Annotated in this window: 15 protein-coding genes and 1 pseudogene; 6 read left to right on the top strand and 10 right to left on the bottom strand. The window is 53.5% G+C overall.

The annotated features are described in order from the left end of the window. Positions 1-2: 2 nt before the first annotated feature. A complete protein-coding gene (locus EQW76_RS27645) occupies positions 3-350 on the bottom strand; it encodes a transposase (RefSeq protein WP_143123486.1) in 348 nt (115 codons plus the stop codon). Between the two features lie 157 nt (positions 351-507). On the opposite strand from EQW76_RS27645, the pseudogene EQW76_RS27640 reads away from it, so the two are divergent. The 5 genes and pseudogenes from EQW76_RS27640 to virD4 all read left to right on the top strand — a co-directional run. Beyond that, positions 508-680: pseudogene (locus tag EQW76_RS27640) on the top strand (transposase); the annotation flags it as partial. Between the two features lie 527 nt (positions 681-1,207). Beyond that, complete coding sequence (gene virD1, locus EQW76_RS27635; RefSeq protein ID WP_142832438.1) at positions 1,208-1,654, top strand: T-DNA border endonuclease subunit VirD1; 447 nt, start codon at positions 1,208-1,210, stop codon at positions 1,652-1,654. 185 nt (positions 1,655-1,839) lie between these two features. After that, positions 1,840-3,054 carry a relaxase/mobilization nuclease domain-containing protein gene (locus tag EQW76_RS27630; protein WP_142832439.1) on the top strand — a complete coding sequence of 405 codons (1,215 nt, stop codon included), beginning with the start codon at positions 1,840-1,842 and terminating at the stop codon, positions 3,052-3,054. A gap of 123 nt (positions 3,055-3,177) precedes the next feature. Then, positions 3,178-4,785: a hypothetical protein gene (locus EQW76_RS27625; RefSeq protein WP_142832440.1), complete on the top strand. Its 1,608-nt coding sequence runs from the start codon at positions 3,178-3,180 to the stop codon at positions 4,783-4,785. A gap of 58 nt (positions 4,786-4,843) precedes the next feature. Then, the gene (gene virD4, locus EQW76_RS27620) at positions 4,844-6,823 is read left to right on the top strand and encodes a type IV secretion system ATPase VirD4 (protein ID WP_142832441.1); all 1,980 of its coding nucleotides are present in this window, start codon (positions 4,844-4,846) and stop codon (positions 6,821-6,823) included. Positions 6,824-7,139: 316 nt separating this feature from the next. Here virD4 and EQW76_RS27615 read toward each other — a convergent pair whose 3' ends face one another. The 8 genes from EQW76_RS27615 to EQW76_RS27580 all read right to left on the bottom strand — a co-directional run bounded on the left by EQW76_RS27615 (position 7,140) and on the right by EQW76_RS27580 (position 15,079). Next, on the bottom strand, positions 7,140-8,189 hold the full coding sequence (locus EQW76_RS27615) for an NAD/NADP octopine/nopaline dehydrogenase family protein (protein WP_142832442.1): 1,050 nt from the start codon (positions 8,187-8,189) through the stop codon (positions 7,140-7,142). Positions 8,190-8,387: 198 nt separating this feature from the next. Next, positions 8,388-10,241, bottom strand: coding sequence for an ABC transporter ATP-binding protein (locus EQW76_RS27610; protein WP_142832443.1), 1,854 nt, complete (start codon positions 10,239-10,241; stop codon positions 8,388-8,390). Continuing rightward, positions 10,238-11,116, bottom strand: a complete 879-nt coding sequence (locus EQW76_RS27605) for an ABC transporter permease (protein WP_143123485.1) — start codon at positions 11,114-11,116, stop codon at positions 10,238-10,240. Before EQW76_RS27605 ends, EQW76_RS27610 begins: the two co-directional genes overlap by 4 nt. Further along, positions 11,113-12,054: an ABC transporter permease gene (locus tag EQW76_RS27600; protein WP_142832445.1), complete on the bottom strand. Its 942-nt coding sequence runs from the start codon at positions 12,052-12,054 to the stop codon at positions 11,113-11,115. The genes EQW76_RS27605 and EQW76_RS27600 overlap by 4 nt, the downstream gene beginning before the upstream one ends. Continuing rightward, positions 12,051-12,317, bottom strand: a complete 267-nt coding sequence (locus EQW76_RS27595) for a hypothetical protein (protein WP_143123484.1) — start codon at positions 12,315-12,317, stop codon at positions 12,051-12,053. The genes EQW76_RS27600 and EQW76_RS27595 overlap by 4 nt, the downstream gene beginning before the upstream one ends. Next, positions 12,314-13,693: an FAD/NAD(P)-binding oxidoreductase gene (locus EQW76_RS27590; protein WP_142832448.1), complete on the bottom strand. Its 1,380-nt coding sequence runs from the start codon at positions 13,691-13,693 to the stop codon at positions 12,314-12,316. The genes EQW76_RS27595 and EQW76_RS27590 overlap by 4 nt, the downstream gene beginning before the upstream one ends. Next, complete coding sequence (locus EQW76_RS27585; RefSeq protein ID WP_142832452.1) at positions 13,690-13,989, bottom strand: (2Fe-2S)-binding protein; 300 nt, start codon at positions 13,987-13,989, stop codon at positions 13,690-13,692. Before EQW76_RS27585 ends, EQW76_RS27590 begins: the two co-directional genes overlap by 4 nt. Then, positions 13,970-15,079 (bottom strand): FAD-dependent oxidoreductase, encoded by a 1,110-nt coding sequence (locus EQW76_RS27580; protein WP_142832449.1) that lies wholly within the window; start codon positions 15,077-15,079, stop codon positions 13,970-13,972. The genes EQW76_RS27585 and EQW76_RS27580 overlap by 20 nt, the downstream gene beginning before the upstream one ends. A gap of 93 nt (positions 15,080-15,172) precedes the next feature. Here EQW76_RS27580 and EQW76_RS27575 point away from each other — a divergent pair, with 93 nt between their 5' ends. Then, complete coding sequence (locus tag EQW76_RS27575; protein WP_142832450.1) at positions 15,173-16,075, top strand: LysR substrate-binding domain-containing protein; 903 nt, start codon at positions 15,173-15,175, stop codon at positions 16,073-16,075. A 156-nt stretch (positions 16,076-16,231) separates the two neighbouring features. Here EQW76_RS27575 and EQW76_RS27570 read toward each other — a convergent pair whose 3' ends face one another. Next, the gene (locus EQW76_RS27570; RefSeq protein ID WP_142832451.1) at positions 16,232-17,791 is read right to left on the bottom strand and encodes an ABC transporter substrate-binding protein; all 1,560 of its coding nucleotides are present in this window, start codon (positions 17,789-17,791) and stop codon (positions 16,232-16,234) included. Positions 17,792-18,021 lie beyond the last annotated feature (230 nt).

Here is an 18,021-nt window from a genome sequence, read left to right as displayed (position 1 = left end):
GATCATTTGAGCGCTCGCATTACTGCTGCGGCAAGATCACAAGGTGCCCCGGACGCAATCCTCACCTTGGTACCGTTCGCAAAGTCCACAGCGATCGTCGCCGCAACGACATCGCCACCGCCCGCGGCACCCACGACCGTCGCGGGCACGAAGGCAGGACCATCCGTCACCGCAACCGACAGCGCCTGGCGGCGCCACGTGTAGAGCAGCCCCGTCGAAACATCAAAACGACGCGCTACCTCCGACACATTTGCACCGGGAGCGAATGCTGCCTCCAGAATTTCCAGCCGATCAGCCGGTGACCAACGACGACGCCGTTCTTGACCCGTCAGCAAAATGGCCTGTGCCATAGGTCCTCATTGCGCTCTTAATTCCACTCTCAAGAGCGCAAAATCACGATATCGCCCAAAACTCGCAAGGCGGTCCACGCCGGAGCGATACTGAGAGCCTCACGCCCGGTTCTGAGAGAGGCTGGAGGTGAAATTCCTCCGGCCTACTCGCCCGACAGTGCCGGTTCTGGCAAAGGGAAAGACCGATACCGGTCGCCTATGGACCTATGTCCGGGACGACCGACATTCGGCGGGCTCTCACCGCCGGCTGCGCTGTATTACGCATCGCGGGACCGGCGACAGGAGCATCCGGAGCGCCACCTGAAGACCTTCACCGGCATTCTGCAGGCTCAAGCTGCCTGACCTGTGGCCTTCACCGGAGGCTTACTCAACTTTGCTCTGGACGTGCGGATATCCATCTTGGCTACGGCCTGACCGTAAGACCAGATACGTTGAAGCAGCTGCGCAGGAAATCAAAAAGCAACTTGCAAGCAAGGCGGGCCATACGTTTCACTGAGGGCGGAGGGAGTGGATGCCCCCTCCCGACGGCATCGCAATGTGCCAAAGTGGTATTCGCGAAGGAAAATAATAGGAGAATTTTTGATGGAGCCGCAAATTTCCATCAATTGCTAGTTTTCTTTGTATTCGAATTTAGTGAATTTGCATTTGATTTCATAAAATTAGCTAATAATATAATAGTGCAATGATTATATATTTCAAATATATTATAAACTAATTGCAAATGTAACTTTATATAATAGGAAATAACAGAATTATTATTGATTTACATTCGTGTCAGGCAGAGAATTCTGTTCTCTTGACTGGAAATGTCCACTCCGGAACAAATCTAGATCATTCCGCTTTCTATGGAGCAAGCGATGCCGCAAAGCGCAAAATCCCGCTCAGGTGATATTATCGACCGGTGCAAAGAGCAGAAAACCGAGGGTTTCAAGATCGTCAGCACTCGATTGCGATCGGCCGAATATGAGAGTTTTTCTCGCCAAGCCCGCCGGTTGGGGCTGTCTGACAGCATGGCCATAAGAGTTGCAGTACGCCGGATTGCCGGGTTTCTCGAGATTGATGCAGAGACCCGGCAGATAATGGAATCCATACTCCAATCAATAGGAGCGCTCTCAAACAATGTTGCGGTGCTATTATGCGCTTACGCTGAAAATCCGACAACGGATTTGAGTGCTCTTCAAGCGGAACGCAACGCTTTTGGTAAATCTTTTGCTGATCTGGACAGCTTACTCCGGTCCATTTTGTCGGTATCACGGCGAAGGATCGACGGTTGCTCCATGCTGGCGGATGCCTCGCAACACTAAAGCCTGTCGCCTATAGGTATGCGTTTCATTGAAGACAATAAAACGCAACATTCTTTAGAGTTTGTAAGGGGATAGCGAAGCCTGGTTTTCCGATAAGACCAACTCAACCCAAAGAACCGTTATGCTGTGTGGTTTAATCTGAACCTGACAGACTCATGCGTAGCTCTTAAAACGGAATTTGTCAGATGCCCGCTCGGTCTCAAGTCATAATCCGCATTGTTCCTGGAGGTGGGACCAAGACACTCCAACAGATCATCAATCAGTTGGAGTACTTATCTCGTAAGGGCAAGCTGGAGCTACAGCGCTCTGCACGGCACCTCGATGTTTTCGTACCTCCAGCTGAAATTCGCGATCTCGCCCGTAGTTGGGTTCAAGAGACCGGGAGTTATGACGAAAGTCAGTCCGACTCGGAAAGGCAACAGGAATTAACCACCCACATTATTGTAAGCTTCCCTGCCAGTACAAGCCATGTCGCAGCTTATGCGGCCAGCCGGGAGTGGGTAGCCGAGATGTTTGGATCAGGCGCAGGGGGAGGCAGATACAACTATCTTACCGCCTTCCATACCGATCGCGATCACCCACATCTGCATGCCGTCATCAATCGTCGCGAACTTTTGGGACATGGCTGGCTGAAAATATCCCGGCGGCATCCTCAACTGAATTACGACGCCTTGCGCATTAAAATGGCCGAGATTTCGCTTCGTCATGGAATCGTCCTGGAGGCGACCAGACGTGTTGAGCGCGACATCACCGAGCGGCCCATGACTTTTGCTCAGTATCGCCGCCTTGAGCGGCAGCAAGCTAATCAAATTCGTCTAGAGAACCCTGATGTCGAACATGTCTCGCCCGGAGTAGACGATCCAGAACAGGATCAATCTTTCAATCCTTCGTACGGGGGGACGCCTCGAAACGTGGCAGAAGATTCGCGACAAAACGAGAGTCTTCGACCGATGTCTGAAGCGAGCTCCCGGGCACCAATCGGATCGAATACCTCCGGCCGGTATCTTGAAGATGCTGCTAGCATTCAACGTTTGGCAATCGAACCAATCTTGCACACAGCAGGCGAAGATGACATTCGGCAACGGCTTCATCGAAAACGGCCCCGTGGTGGCGAGCAAGACCAGAGAGACTCAAAACCGACCAAAGTAAAAGCAACTCGGGCGGGTATGACAATCACCGACGTGTCAGTTGCCCAGGACAATCTGATTACATCGTCGATACAGCCCACTGAAGAAAATCCGTTGCATGACGCTGGACCATCCGACGTCGCTACAGATGAATTGTCTCTGGGGGCAGATCGTCGGCGGCAACACGTGCCAAATTCCAAGCGTCCCTATCATGAGGACGCGGAGCCAAGTATTAGAAAGCGTTCAAGGGACGGGCGCAGTCGTGAGGATTAGAGTCTCACCAAAATTGGAAGCCGTTGTCCGCAAAGAAAAATCAAATCAGCAGAATAGAAAGAATATCTGATCCAATCAGAACCTTAAGGACTCTTTAGAAGCAGAAGATAGAAGGGATCGATCATGGCGGACGAAGAACCCCGTAGAGACGTCAGCCGTCCTGCAAAGATGAATTCAAACCATGAAGTGAACGAAATAGCCAGACGTGAACCAACCCCGGGCACATCTTTAGCCGCCGCTGTCCGGCACAACCGAAGAGAGCTCTCGACTGGAGTAGGAGCATTCGTTTTGAATGGCGTTCGCGACCTTCCAGATACTTCCGCCAAAAATCAACGGTCTACTACTACTGCGGACTGTGAAGCGGCGTCTTCGTCACGTGCTGACAAGTTGGAACTAAAACGACCGCGCCAACACGAGGAAAACGGTGACGCAAGTGAACCGATGGCGAAGCGAAATATGAGCTCGAAAGTGCAGGTGGGTCCTGTTGCCGCGTCTTTGGGTGAGAGAGATCGCTTTGCCACGATGTCGGCTTCGCAAGGGGTGCGCCAACCGGTCATAGGGTCTGATAATGTCGGCGAAACGGCAGAAAGTGATATGCAATCTCGGCACGGAACTGCAACGCTGCCAACTGATACAAGAACCTTTGATTCAAGTCATGATCTGGACATTGCTGGAGAGGGCCAGCCTGAAGAAAGCTTGGGAAGCGCACGGTATTGGTTGGCAGACAACAGGGATCTCGGGGTCAACAGTCTTGCGTCGACGCAAGGCTTCTCCTGGCCAGGGCTGGATGAAATCGATCTGCTCGCTGAAAGCGGTTCACCGCTCAGGGCTTCCGCGGATCCCAAAGGCATGGCCGGCGTAAATTCAAGCACTAACGCTGGGTCTGCCAGCATCGAAAACCACCAAATTCTAACTGAGAGCGATAATACCGGTAGCGTAATCGGTAGCCAAACAAATCTGGTGTTGGCCCACGAAGGTTCCGTTCGATCGCTTAACTCACCCGAGGAGCACTTTGACGACTTCCCTGAGTTAACCGATGAGGATCTGGCGTTGATAGACGCGCTTTCCAAACCCCGCTCGACTTTGGAGCGGGATATTGCGAATACGACTTGTGCGGTCGGGTTGAACGATGCCACTTCAACCGAGACTATTGGCATTGGCCCCGGCGGTTGGTCCACCCATGCTGGGGCCCAACAGGAAAGAGGTCGGCACAACCCGGGCCAATCGGAAACGAAATTCGACGATTTCCCTGAGCTGACTGACGAGGATCTGGCGTTGATCGACGCACTTTCCAAACCGCGCTCGACTTTGGGGCGGGACGGAGCGAATACGACTTGTGCGGTCGGCTTGGACGACGTTACCGCAACCGAGACTGTTGCCGTTGCCCCTGGCGGGTGGCCCATCCATGCTGGGGTCCAACAGGAGGGGGGGCGACATGACACAGGTCCATCAAAAACGAACTTAGATGATTTCCCTGAGTTGACCGATGAGGATCTGGCGCGGATCGACGCAATCTCGGAACCCCGTTCACGGAGAGTTCCCTCCGAGCAGAACGCTGGGTTGCATACTATCGTATCGGAAACGAATGTTGGCCGGACCGGACCTGTCGCGCCCGAAAGCAGAACGCATAGGTTAGCAGATCGGTCCATGGGCCGGAGCGTGAATGACCTCGACACTCAACGTGGTGCGAGGATTTTTGAACCGCGCCAACGCGAGCGTCATGGGCTGTAGATTCAGCTGTCTGTAAACAAATCGGATTTTCCAAGAGTGAACAAAGCGTGGTGACGTGATGAATTCAGGCAAGTACACGCCATTACGCCTCACTGTAAGCATAGTATTTTCACTGGCCGTTGGTTTTTGTGCGGCAAGTTTATACGTCACATTTCGTCATGGCTTTACGGGCGAAATGATGATGACATTCAGCGTTTTTGCATTCCTGCATGAGACGCCGCTTTATTCAGGATACGCAAGCGCTACGTTCTATCGTGGACTTATCATAATCGTTGTAACGTCGATGCTTGTGCTGGTATGCCAACTATTTTCATCGATGCGCGAGCGCGAACACCACGGCACTGCTCGCTGGGCTGGCTCTGGCGAGATGCGGCACGCGAGATACCTCCAGCGCTACAGGCATATCACGGGTCCGATCTTCGGCAAGACATGTGGACCACGTTGGTTTGGTAGCTATCTAAGCAATGGAGAACAACCTCACAGTCTTGTCGTCGCGCCAACTCGTGCTGGTAAGGGCGTCGGTATTGTTATCCCGACGTTGCTGACCTTCAAGGGCTCAGTCATTGCTCTGGACGTAAAAGGCGAATTGTTTGAACTCACATCGAGGGCGCGTAAATCAAGCGGAGACGCGGTTTTCAAGTTCTCGCCCTTAGATCAAGAGCGGCGAACGCACTGTTACAATCCCGTGCTTGATATTGCCGCGTTGCCGCCTGAACGGCGCTTCACTGAAACACGCCGCCTTGCTGCAAATCTCCTGACAGCGAAAGGTAAGGGTGCGGAGGGTTTCATCGATGGGGCTCGCGATCTCTTCGTTGCAGGTATATTGAGTTGTATTGAGCGTGGAACACCAACGATCGGTGCCGTTTATGATCTGTTCGCTCAGCCGGGTGAGAAATATAAACTATTTGCGCAACTTGCCGGGGAAACGCACAACAAAGAAGCTCAGCGCATATTCGATAATATGGCGGGAAATGACACCAAAATACTGACGTCATACACATCAGTGCTCGGCGACGGAGGACTCAATCTTTGGGCCGATCCACTTATAAAAGCAGCCACAAGTCGCTCGGATTTTTCCGTCTACGATTTGCGACGGAAGAGGACTTGTATTTACCTTTGTGTCAGCCCAAACGATCTCGAAGTCATCGCGCCGCTGATGCGGCTTCTCTTCCAGCAGGTTGTATCAATCCTGCAGAGATCGCTACCCCATGATGATGAACGTCACGAGGTTTTGTTTCTTCTCGATGAGTTCAAGCATTTGGGCAAGCTCGAAGCCGTGGAGACGGCGATTACGACGATCGCCGGCTATAAGGGCCGCTTCATGTTCATTATACAGAGCCTCTCGGCTTTGACTGGAACTTATGATGAAGCTGGTAAGCAAAATTTTCTCAGTAATACTGGTGTGCAGATATTCATGGCGACTGCTGATGACGAGACCCCAACCTATATTTCTAAGGCGATTGGCGATCACACGTTTCAGGCTCGCTCAACCTCGTACACCCAAGCCCGCATGTTTGACCATAACATCCAAATCTCTGAACAAGGGGCACCACTTCTGCGCGCCGAACAAGTCCGTCTACTCGACGACGACTATGAAATTGTTCTTATTAAAGGCCAGCCTCCTCTCAAACTAAGAAAAGTGAGGTATTATTCGGATCTCATATTGAAGCGAATTTTCGAAAGCCAACAGGGTTCTCTTCCAGAGCCGGAATCGTTGGTGCTGCCGGAAGACGTAAATGTCTTTGACAACAATCTTGATCAAAGCGCAGCCGATACAACAATGCGAAACCCGGCGCAGATTGAAGACAGCGAGTGTGTGGACGTCGTTGCCGCTCAAAGCAAACCCGTTGCTGATCCAGAGCAAAGCGTGGTGATGAAGACAGAAGTTCGCCCCGGTTCGATCGGGGTAGATGAGGGATACAATAGCGTGGACACCGCAAACTCCAAGGAGCCTTCGGAAACTGCTCCAGCCCTGGTGGCCCAGCACGAACTCCTCAACCAGATTATTTCTCTTCAGCAACGGGGTGGCAGGGGGTGAAAACTCGATAAGAAAAAGAGATGAATGTTTGTTACTGATTGGCAGACAAGTTGGTTGCCCCGTCCTTCGATGTTACCGCCGTTCGCACGGTACACGACGCAAACGTTTCGCTATAAAAACTCTTCCCCGCTAGGCGGAGGGTGGGCAGGGGTCCTTCAGTAGGTCGTGTCCTCTGGGCCGTTCGACAAATAGCCATCTGTTTTCTGTGTCTTTACGCATTTCGTGACGGAAAACAGCTACTCACTTTTCCTGGCAATCCTCTGGCATGCGATCACGGTAAGCGAATTTATCGAGACTTATGCGTCGGTATCGAAGCTCACTTAAGGGTCATCGGTTGAACCAGCGTGGAAAGCTGTAACTGAGGTAATATATCATTGTCTGTCGCGAAATTCCGGCCATAGCAGGCACTCAGGATTTCAACTCCACTTCGATGCAGAGGTGCATCCACATTCGCAAGTGCTGCAAGCTCGAGAATCGGTATGAGACCAAAGGGCACGTCTTCCAGAACATATCGCGTGTTGATGTCTCGCGGTCCAGCCGGATCGTTACCTTTGGCGACAAGAATTTGGGATAGTGCGGCCAGGCTCGTGGCCGTTATTCCGAAAGATTTGCTGAAATGATCGAGGATGGAGGGCACTGTTTTCCCAAAAGCAGCTGCTATGGCGAGACGCTCACAATCCAATGCTTCGATAAATCTGCTAACGGCAGGGGTCATCGTGACTCTTTGTCCCCAGGTCTCGCCGAGCTCGATGCGTGTGAGGTTGCAAAGTGCCGTGCCCAGGTGACTTTCCGGGTTTATATTGCTGAGCGTTATGGTGACGATATCGTCTTTCACATCGAACCGGTCGCCAAACAGATCTGTGCAAAGCTCATGGGCTTTATGCGCGTCCGCTGCATGAACCAAAGCCATATCAACCTTGCCGCGTATAGCACCAATTTTGATGTCGTGCCCAGACTGAGCCTTGCCGGTCAGAACGGTGGTGTTCCAAACTACGATGGGAATTTCGATTTCACGTTGCGCCAATTTTTGGGCGAGATAAAAGCCGGCGAACGAAAGGTGGGCGCTGATAATGACGGTGTGTCTCGACGTGAGATGTGGCACGAGACTGTCGAGAACAAATCGGTGGCCGTAAGCGGGGAGGGCCAGCACGACGACATCACATTCCGTAAGTTCTTCTGCGCGCTGGCAGACCCCTGGATTGAACTTGGCAGACAAGGCCCCGCTCACCTGCATCGGCGTGTCTTGATTGAGTGCTTCAGTTCGTCGGCCAGATGGAGACCATATTCTCGCATGGTGGCCGTTTTGGTGAAGGAGTGCTGCGTACCCGATCGCGATTGCGCCAGCTCCGGCAATTGCTACATTCATGTTGCGATACCTCAGAAGCCCGGAGACTAGCCATCTTTGGCTGTGTCCGGTGAAATTTTATGATAGGTCATTATTTGCGGGCAGTTAGCCCTTGGTCCTTTTGGTCGCATGTCGCGTTTCTTTAAGGACAGTGAAGCACCCTGGTCTCTGTTTTCACGCATTTACGCAAAACCGGCATCCATTGTTCCTGGAAATGCCCTAGTCAAATTGTTCGACCCGGATCAGATGACCTTTGGAAACCTCGCGATATTCCCGAATTGGAGGCTCATACCCCATCGGCCGGACCGGGCTTTTTAGATCGTCGGCGACTATCCCGCGATGCATTCTGCGGCGTGAAGGGTCCGGTATCGGCACTGCCGACATAAGCTTCTTGGTGTAGGGATGTTGGGGGTTTTCGAAAACAGCCCTTCGCGGCCCGATCTCTACAATCTCTCCGAGGTACATCACAGCCACACGATGGCTCACCCGCTCGACAACCGCCATGTCGTGGGAAATAAACAGAAAGGCCAGATTGAGGCTCTGTTGCAAATCGAGCAAGAGATTGCAGACCTGTGCTTTGATCGATACGTCAAGCGCTGAAACGGCTTCGTCGGCAACGATGATTTTAGGGTCGAGCATCAAGGCGCGGGCAATCGCGACACGCTGGCGCTGGCCGCCCGAGAACTGGTGCGGAAAGCGTTGCATCATGTCGGGAGAAAGCCCCACCTTTTCCATGAGAGAGGCCGCCTTGTCTCGTGCCTGCGCATGGGTTCCGTAACGATGTTGAATATACGGCTCGACAATCGCCGAGCCTATGCTCATGCGTGGATTGAGAGAGGCGTATGGGTCCTGAAAAATCATCTGGATCGAGCGGCGCATTTTTCTCAATGAGCTACTGTTCATTTGCAATACGTTATGGCCATCGACGAAAATCTTGCCTTTTGTGGGTGTAACAAGCCTTGTAATCGAGCGCCCTGTGGTTGACTTGCCACAGCCGGATTCTCCCACCAGTGAGAGAGTTTCGCCTTCAAAAAGGTCAAAAGAGACCTTCTCCACTGCGTGGACAGCTCCAGATTTGCGTCCCAACAGCCCGGGGCGAATATCGAAACGCATCGTGAGGTCTTGGACCTCTAAAATGGGCTTGCTGTCTCTGCGAACTGTATCCTCGACATCGCGAGAAGGTTGCTGTTCGCCGCTCACCGGATTGATCACAGGAAAACGGAGTGGCAACTCTCGATTGTTCATTGACCCTAGCCGCGGTACGGCTGATAGAAGGGCGCGTGTGTAAGGATGTTGTCCCCGGTGGAATATGTCTGCGGTCTCCCCGACTTCCACCGCGTGTCCGCGAAACATGACGAGGGTTCGGTCTGCCACTTCCGCGACGACACCCATATCATGCGTAATGAAGAGAACTGAGGTGCCTTCCTCTTCCTGAAGCGTCTTGATGAGATCGAGGATCTGTCCTTGAACGGTGACATCGAGCGCTGTCGTCGGCTCGTCGGCAATCAGCAGCTTAGGCCTGGACGCAAGTGCCATGGCAATCATGACGCGCTGCCGCATGCCACCCGAAAACTGATGAGGATATTCGTCATAACGGCCAGTGGCATTCGGTATACGCACCCTCTCCAGTAGTCTGATAACCTCAGCCTTGCTTTCAGCCTTGGAGATCTGCTTATGGACACTCAACGCTTCGCCAATTTGTTTGCCGATGGGGATAATCGGATTGAGCGATGTCATGGGTTCCTGAAATATCATGGAAATCTCATTGCCGCGTACTCGTCGCATCTCGTCTTCAGGTAGTGAGAGCAGATCTCTGCCGCCCAATCTCACCGTACCCTCTATTCGGCTCGATTGAGCAGCCAGAAGACGCATGATAGAAAGCGACGTCACAGATTTGCCCGATCCGGATTCTCCAACAATCGCCACCGTTTCGCGCGGTGCAATGTCGAATGAGATATTTCGGATAACCGACTTCCACTGGTCGTTGACCTTAAATGAGGTCGTCAGGTTTTGTACAGAAACGACGGGCGTGACTGGTGAAGATTCCGGCGTGTTTTGAAAAGCCATCGTCATTGCGCGCTCCTTGTTTTCGGATCGATCGCGTCGCGCAACGCGTCCCCCAGAATATTCAATGCGAGTACGGTCAGGAGTATCGCAAGGGACGGAAACAGTACGAGCCACCAGGCGCTAAGAATATTCTCGAAACCTTCCCGTATCATACCCCCCCATGTCGCGGTTGGAGGCCGCACCCCAAGACCGATGAACGCCAGGGATGCTTCGGTTCGAATGGCCGATGCCATCCAAAGCGATGCTACAACGACGATGTCGGAAAGGATGTTCGGCAGAATATGAACGCCCATAATGCGAATTGGCGAAAAACCGAGCGATTTGCCAGCCTCGACGAATTCGCGGCGTTTGACCGCGATTGTTGGCGCACGGGCTACTCTGGCAAAAGGCGCTGTTTCCGTAATCGCAATGGCGATGATGAGATTCTCGAAACTGGCACCTAACATTGCGGCAACCATCAGACCCAGCAGCAGGGTCGGAAAGGAGAGCATCACATCGACAATCCCCATGATGATCTGGTCGAAGATACCGCCAATATAGCCTGCCAATATACCGATGATCGAACCGACGACCATGGCGATCATCACCGACAGAAAGCCGATCGAGAGCGAAATTCTCGCCCCATACAATAGCCGGCTGAGAACATCCCGGCCGTAGCTGTCCGTTCCCATCCAGAATTGTGCGGAAGGTGCGCGGAGGCGGTGAAGAATATTCTGCTTCAACGGATCATATGGCGCGATGGCAGGAGCCAAAACAGCAAGGAGAATGATCGACGTGAGCAGGCCTATGCCGATCCATGAATAACTGTTGCGACGGAAAGCCGCAAAAACCACATTCGGTTGTCGCTGCGGCGAGATGGAAGAAAGGGCGGCTTCGGTCATTGGGCGAGACTCACTCTTGGATCAACGTAGGCGTAAATGAGATCGGTGATGGTGTTCACCAGGATGACGAAGGTAGCAAAGACCACCATGAGTGCCTGGAGCATCGTATAGTCGCGAGATTGCAGCGCACCGAGGATCAGCTTGCCAAGGCCGGGGCGTGTGAAGACGATTTCAGTCAACACCGAGTTTCCGATCAGGGTGCCGAAATACAGACCAACCACCGTAACAATCGGGATGAGCGCGTTGCCGAGCGCATGCCGCAGGATGAGCGTTCGCGGATGGACACCTTTGGCGCGTGCGGTGCGGATGTAGTCCTCGCCCATGACATCCAGCATCGATGAACGGGTGACGCGCGCGATATATGCCGTCATAATCAACCCAAGGTTGATAGCTGGCAGCAGTAGATTGCGCAGATGGCTGATCGGATCAGAGGAGGCCCGGCTCATAACGGGCAGCCACTGCAACCATACGGCAAAAGCAAGCAGCAATAGTATTGCCGAAACGAAACCGGGAAACGACAGGCCGAGCAGTGACAAAAAGCGGCTCACATAGTCCGGCCACTGGTTGCGGCGAACGGCGGCAATGATTCCCAGGGGAATTCCAAACATCGCACCGATCAGCATGGCGGCGACCGCCAGTTCCAGTGTGTAAGGCAGAACCAGAGCGACTTCTTCAAACACAGTACGGCCGCTGACCATAGAACGGCCGAAATTTCCTGTGATCATATCGGAGAGAAAATGTAGATACTGTACGCCGATCGGCTGATCGAGGCCGAGCTGCGCGCGCAAGTCTTGGAGAGCTGCGTCACTTGCCCGATCGCCAAGCATGGCAACAGCAGCGTCACCCGGTACCAGACGCACCAGCACGAACACCATTGTCAGCATGGCGATCAATGTCGGAATTGCAAGAAGGAGTTTTCGGATCGCATAACCGATCATGCGGCAATCCTTTCTTTTGAGACGCGGCTTGCAAGGAAGGCGTCCAGGTTATGATTGGTTTGACTGTCGGACATCAGGTCCGCGAGGATGTGTCCAACAAAGGAAACAAGTTGGAATGTGGCTCCGGAAACGGCAGAGACGTCATTGGGCCCTTTGACTTTATGAGAGAAGCCAATGCCGGCAAGGTGATCCGAAATCACTGCTTCTAAGGCAGCGCGAAGACCGTACAATCTTGCGCCAATGAAAAGAACGTCCGTTTTCATGCGGCATTCTCCCCGCTCTCGAGGCTCGCCAGTTCACCAAGCGTGACCGGTTTCAACGGCGGACGAATATTGAAGAAGCTGACGTCTTTTATCGGGATGTTGTGCGCCTCGGCGACAAGTGCCTGCACCGTATATCCACACTGACGTCCCTGACAGGGGCCCATGCCACATCGCGTAGCTGCCTTGATCGCTCCTGGATCGGCCGGGCTGTTGCTTGCTGCCGCGCGGACGGCCCCAGCTGTGACTTCCTCACAGCGACAGACGATCAGATTATCGGCCAGACGTGGTCTCGGCGGGGCGTAAGCGACATCAAGAAAGGGTCGCAAGGCAAGCGCGCGTCTGCGCCTTTGATCGAGACCTGTTCGTCGACGCAGTTCTTCCGTGTTGGACGAAATCTCAAGGCGCCTGGCTAATCCTAAAGCGGCGGTTTCACCAGACAGAGTTGCCACCAGCCAACCACCGATACCGCAGGCATCACCCGCTACAAAAAGTCCCTCCCGGCTTGTCTCTCCCCAACGGTTCAGCTTTGGTGCGAGGTAGCCTTGAGCATCGTTCCATGTGTGTACACAACCCAGTGCCAAAGTTTCGTGAATGCGGGGAACGACACCTTCGTGCACCAGCAATATATCCGCTTCCACCCGGTGAGATTGTCCGTGTCTTTTCCAGGAAAGATGCTCGAGACGCTGATTTCCCTCAGCCTCCAGATCCGTGAAACCTTTGACCAATATTCCGCTGCGTCTGATTTTGTGAAGCCACTGCAATCCTTTCAGCAGGCTTCCAAAATCACGCCAAGCTTTTGGAAGCTGCACCAACGCAGAAAGACTTGGCGATCTCGACGTATCAAGATAACCAGCAATGTGGCCTTGAAGGCTCAGAACCTGAGTAGCGTAGAGAAGTGGCAACGGTCCAGCCCCGGCGATCCATAGCTTTCCCTGGGGTAACATGCCGCCGGATTTCAGCAGAATCTGTGCCGCGCCAACCGTCATCACGCCAGGCAGGGTCCAGCCTGGAAATGGAACAGGCCTTTCCTGCGCGCCGTTTGCCAGAAGCACAGCCCGGGCTGAAAGACGTGAAGCTTTGCCTTGCGATGTTACGAACAGCGACCAACCGTCTTCGATCTGCCAGACCTGTGTTGATGCGAAATAATCGGCACCTGATGCACGGAATGCTTCCACGAGGGCTCGACCTTTTTGATAATCCTTGCCCAGCGCCGGGAAAACCGGACTGCTGAGATTACGCTCGATTCCTCTGAAAATCTGCCCGCCAGGAGACGGCTGTTCGTCAATCACTACAACCGATGCTCCGAGTTGGCGCAGAGTTACTGCGGCAGCCATGCCTGAAGGTCCCGCGCCGACAATTGCTACATCGTAACTCATCGGGAAATCCCCCGGTGTCCGTGTTGGCTGTCGATCTTCATGCCTGCTTTAACGGGTACCAGACACCCTTGCGTCGAGGCCACGCCGTCAACAATTGCCAGGCACTCGAAGCACACGCCCATCTGGCAATACGGTAATCTCGGTTCTCCGCTGACGGATGAGTTCCGCCCTGCGCCCGGCACTCGCAGCAATAGGCTGGCAACGGTCTCTCCTTCCCAAGCGGGTACGGCCTGGCCATTCACCAGCACGGTCATATCACTGGGTTTTCCCAGGCGCTCAAGCACACTTTTGAACATCGAATCTTCCATTTGAAAACTCTGACATGTCATCGGACAGTCGTCCCGCAAGCATAGCGGGCGCAATGATTGCGGCATGAACGGCGGCCAACGTCACACCGGAATGGCACACGGCCGCAAACAGGCCTGGGTGCTCGCTGGATTCAGCGTAGATCGGCAAGCCATCGGGTGGAATAATCCGAAAACCGCTCCATTGACGCACGATCTTTGCAGATGCGAGAGCGGGTATTGTCCGTGTTGCCCGAAGAGCCAGTCTTGTTGCCGAAGAAACGCTGACGCCATGATCATCGGTTTCCTCCTTGGTTGCACCGATCATGATGGTGCCGTCCGCTGTTTGTCGCAGGCCACTTCCGGGGTAGGGGAGGAGCGGCGCAAGCCGTTCGGTCACCAGCAGTTGGCCACGTTCGGATCTCAAGGGAATGGTGAGCCCAAGCGGATCGGTAAGGGAGGGCGTTGCTAAGCCTGCGGCCACGACAACGCGCGGCGCTGCAAAGCTTGTAGACCCGGCCTTGACAATAAAACCGTCCTGTTTTGGCGTAACTGTCTCAGCCCGCCGGCGATAATGGATCGTTCCACCGAGGTTAACGATTCCGCGATGTAAGGCGGCAAGAAGTTGCAATGGATTGACGTGCCCGTCCGCCTCACAATAGCTCGCACCCACCACGTCGGGACCGAAATCGACGGCGGGCATCATCCGCTCAAGCTCGGCGCGATCTATCATTCTGGTATCGGCCTGAACGGTCTGATTGCGCATACGCTTGTTGAGGGCGTCCCGCTCCTCGTATTCATTCTGCCCCAGGCAGTATATCAATCCACCCCGGCGCGAATAGTCGACTTTCATCCCGACGTTTCCAGTCAATTCTTTCAAAAAGTTGGGCCAGAGATCCGCACTCCGCCGTCCGAGATGATGATAGGCTGGCGCGCTCGCGCCCTTTCCTTGCACCCAGACCAGCCCGAAATTAGCGCGGGCCGCACGCATGTCCCTGTCCTCCCCGTCCAGAACAACAACCCGTTGTCCTGTCTGGGCGAGCCCATAGCCAAGCGCCGCGCCGACGATACCGGCACCGATAACTAGAACATCCGCGCTCACTTTGATCTCCGGTGGTTATTGCTCATGCTTGTGATGAAAGGTAAAAATTTGAACGTCTTCTTTTCCCGTCCATATTCATAAGGGTTATGACGAATGCGAAATCCAAGCTTGCGCCAACTGGAGGCGCTGATGGCTGTTATTGAATCGGGAACTGTGAGTGTTGCCGCCGCTATACTGCGGATTTCACAACCCGCGGCGAGTAAGCTGATCCAGGATCTGGAGGCTGATACGGGCCTCAAGCTGTTCGAGCGCAAAAGCGGACGTCTGGTGCCGACTGGACGGGGCATGCGCTTATACGAAGAAGTCGAGCGTATCTTCGGCGGTGTCCACCAACTCGCCCGTGCGGTCGAGGCCATTCGGCGTGACGAACATGGACATTTGCTCATAGGCGCAATGCCCGCATTGTCAGGATCGTTCATAACACGGGTCATTTCGAGTTTTAAAATACGGCATCCAGATGTATTCGTTTCCATCGAAGCACGTAGCTCCCGGTTTTTGACAGAAGCGGTCTTGCTTCGTCGTCTTGATTTGGCACTGGTTATCAGCGGCCTGGAACATCCCTCTATGGTAGTCGAGCGGATGCATTGCTCTGCTGCCGTGGCAGCCCTGCCTCTCGGTCATAAGCTCGCTAAAAAGGCGGAGCTTTGTCCCGATGACCTCAAGGACGAACCGTTTATTGCCTTCGCGCCGACGGGAACGATGCGTACCAAGGTCGATGCAGCGTTTGAACAGTTCTCAATCACGCCCCGGATCGTCATCGAGGCGACCACAGCGCCGAACGTTGCCGAACTCGTGGCGGCCGGATTGGGCGTGACGGTGGCCGACCCCTTGGCAATTGAGTTTGTGGCGGACCGGATCATCACCCGGCCTTTTCGCCCCACCATTGATTTCGGCTATGGTATCATCCGTCCGACACGGGCAAGAAACAGCAGTCTCGTTGCAGACTTCATCGAGGAGATTCATGCTGCGGCGCGGACGCCAAGGCTAATCCCTTGAAAAAGCCGACCGGAAAAATTCATCTTACCTTCGTTCAATTCGAGAGCCCGTCACGTCCATATTGAACCAGACGGCCTCTCATTTTTTTTCAGCTGTTTCTGATTAGAAAAGCCGATGACAACGTTTTCCTGTCAAACTCCCGGCGCGAAAAACGTTTTATTGATTAAGGCTTGTTTTTTCCGTAATCGGCGGTGCCAGATTTAAGGATCCGGTGAGCTCATACCCATAGTCCAGAGCTTTGCTGCGAGCCCAAACCTGCATCAGGCTGAACAGCGGAACACCGCATACCTGATCGAGAATCTTCTTCTGGGCAGACGACCAGAATTTATTCCGCTCGGTGTCCGTCGTTGCCTTGCGAGCAGCCATGATGTCGGCATCGGCTGCATCGCAATGGGAAAAATTCGTAACGGCTGTTGGCTTGCCGATAGAGGCGCTGGATTCGTAGAACTGGCTCAGATAGCTGTCTGCAACAGGGTAACGTGCCGCACCGTAGAACACGAGATCACTCAAATCCTTTCGGATCTGTTCGTGATATGTCGGGTGATCGACCACCTGCATCTGCATATCGATCCCGACTTCTGCCAATTGGGCTTGAATGACTTCCATGATAGGCTGCTGCGCAGAACTGGACGAGACCACTGCCGACAACGTCAGGCCGTCCTTGTAACCGGTTTCTGCAAGAAGCGCCTTCGCACCCTCGGGATCGTATTTATAAGCCCAGGTGCAATCTTCGCCGAGATAGCCGCTGGGAACCACAGAACAGCCTTTGGGAGCTACACTTTCACCGACGAACTGAACAATTTGGTCCACATTGATCGCTTTGGAAATGGCCTGGCGTACCTTGACGTTATTCAAAGGTTTGCGCGTCGAATTGATAAATAAAGTCCGATATTCGCCGGGAGCGAAAATGTCGACAATCGAGCCCTCCCAGCCTTTCGCCTGGTCGACCCAACGCTGCTCCCTTTTGCCATAGATCAGATCAAGCTCTCCGGATCGGAAGGCCAGCTCACGACTTGAGTCTGACGGGATAAGGTCGACCCTGATGTCATCGATTTTCGGCTTGCCTCTGAAGTATGTTGGAAATGCGTTTAGATATACGGCCTGCTGGGTGACAGCTTTTTCGAACACGAAAGGACCGGTACCAATAGGCTGCGTTTTGAAATTTGCCCCGAGCTTATCCACCGCTTTCTTACTCACAATGTTGCCGCCGTGATAATTGGCAACGAGCCCGAGAAATCCAGCAACAGGCTGGCCCAAAGTGATGCGGACCGTCAAGGGGTCAATGGCTTCAATTGTCGTAAAAGCGGTATAGTCGCTTGAATAAGAGGACGTGTCCGGGTTTTTTGCCCGTTGAAGAGAGAACACCACGTCCTCCGCTGTCAACTTGCCATAGTCACCATGAAATGAGACATCATTGCGAAGTTTGAAAGTCCAAACCAAGCCGTCCGGCGAGGTCGTCCAGCTTTCGGCAAGGTCGGGTTCAATTTTGGTTGGGTCGGCACTCCCAGGGGAAAATCGAACAAGTCCGTTGAAAATCCAAGAAACCACGGCCAAGTCCTGGGTGGTCGTCGCTCTAGTGGGATCAAGTGTGGCAATATCGGCGGCTGCCATGCCAACCTTCAAAGTGGCAGAATTTGCGACGCCAGTATAACCACACCCAGCGAGCATGGAAGCTGTGAATAAACCTATCAACTCGATCCGTCTTTTTTTAAACATTTGTTCCGCTCCTTATTTCTTTTGTAACTGGAATATTATCCTTGTCGCATAAGTGTCAAAGTCGTTTTTTTGCTTTATGTATTCCCTAGGGTTATACGCGTAGCGCGCCATCACCACTTATAGGTCGCGTCCTGCTCGTTCCTCGTCTGCGTGAACAGCAATGGAAAGTGTCGCCAAGGCATTGAGCCAAGGCATTGAGCCAAGGCATTGAGCCAAGGCATTGAGCCAAG

This window comes from Rhizobium sp. rho-13.1 (assembly GCF_007000305.1).
Classification (GTDB): Bacteria; Pseudomonadota; Alphaproteobacteria; order Rhizobiales; family Rhizobiaceae; genus Rhizobium; species Rhizobium rhododendri.
Note: the sequence above shows the minus strand (reverse complement) of the source record. Positions and strands in the feature narration are given on the sequence as shown.

Coding starts and splice junctions, on each gene's coding strand:
- EQW76_RS27645 (WP_143123486.1), bottom strand. CDS start 350: ATGGCACAGGCCATTTTGCTGACGGGTCAAGAACGGCGTCGTCGTTGG.
- virD1 (WP_142832438.1), top strand. CDS start 1,208: ATGCCGCAAAGCGCAAAATCCCGCTCAGGTGATATTATCGACCGGTGC.
- EQW76_RS27630 (WP_142832439.1), top strand. CDS start 1,840: ATGCCCGCTCGGTCTCAAGTCATAATCCGCATTGTTCCTGGAGGTGGG.
- EQW76_RS27625 (WP_142832440.1), top strand. CDS start 3,178: ATGGCGGACGAAGAACCCCGTAGAGACGTCAGCCGTCCTGCAAAGATG.
- virD4 (WP_142832441.1), top strand. CDS start 4,844: ATGAATTCAGGCAAGTACACGCCATTACGCCTCACTGTAAGCATAGTA.
- EQW76_RS27615 (WP_142832442.1), bottom strand. CDS start 8,189: ATGAATGTAGCAATTGCCGGAGCTGGCGCAATCGCGATCGGGTACGCA.
- EQW76_RS27610 (WP_142832443.1), bottom strand. CDS start 10,241: ATGACGATGGCTTTTCAAAACACGCCGGAATCTTCACCAGTCACGCCC.
- EQW76_RS27605 (WP_143123485.1), bottom strand. CDS start 11,116: ATGACCGAAGCCGCCCTTTCTTCCATCTCGCCGCAGCGACAACCGAAT.
- EQW76_RS27600 (WP_142832445.1), bottom strand. CDS start 12,054: ATGATCGGTTATGCGATCCGAAAACTCCTTCTTGCAATTCCGACATTG.
- EQW76_RS27595 (WP_143123484.1), bottom strand. CDS start 12,317: ATGAAAACGGACGTTCTTTTCATTGGCGCAAGATTGTACGGTCTTCGC.
- EQW76_RS27590 (WP_142832448.1), bottom strand. CDS start 13,693: ATGAGTTACGATGTAGCAATTGTCGGCGCGGGACCTTCAGGCATGGCT.
- EQW76_RS27585 (WP_142832452.1), bottom strand. CDS start 13,989: ATGTTCAAAAGTGTGCTTGAGCGCCTGGGAAAACCCAGTGATATGACC.
- EQW76_RS27575 (WP_142832450.1), top strand. CDS start 15,173: ATGCGAAATCCAAGCTTGCGCCAACTGGAGGCGCTGATGGCTGTTATT.
- EQW76_RS27570 (WP_142832451.1), bottom strand. CDS start 17,791: ATGTTTAAAAAAAGACGGATCGAGTTGATAGGTTTATTCACAGCTTCC.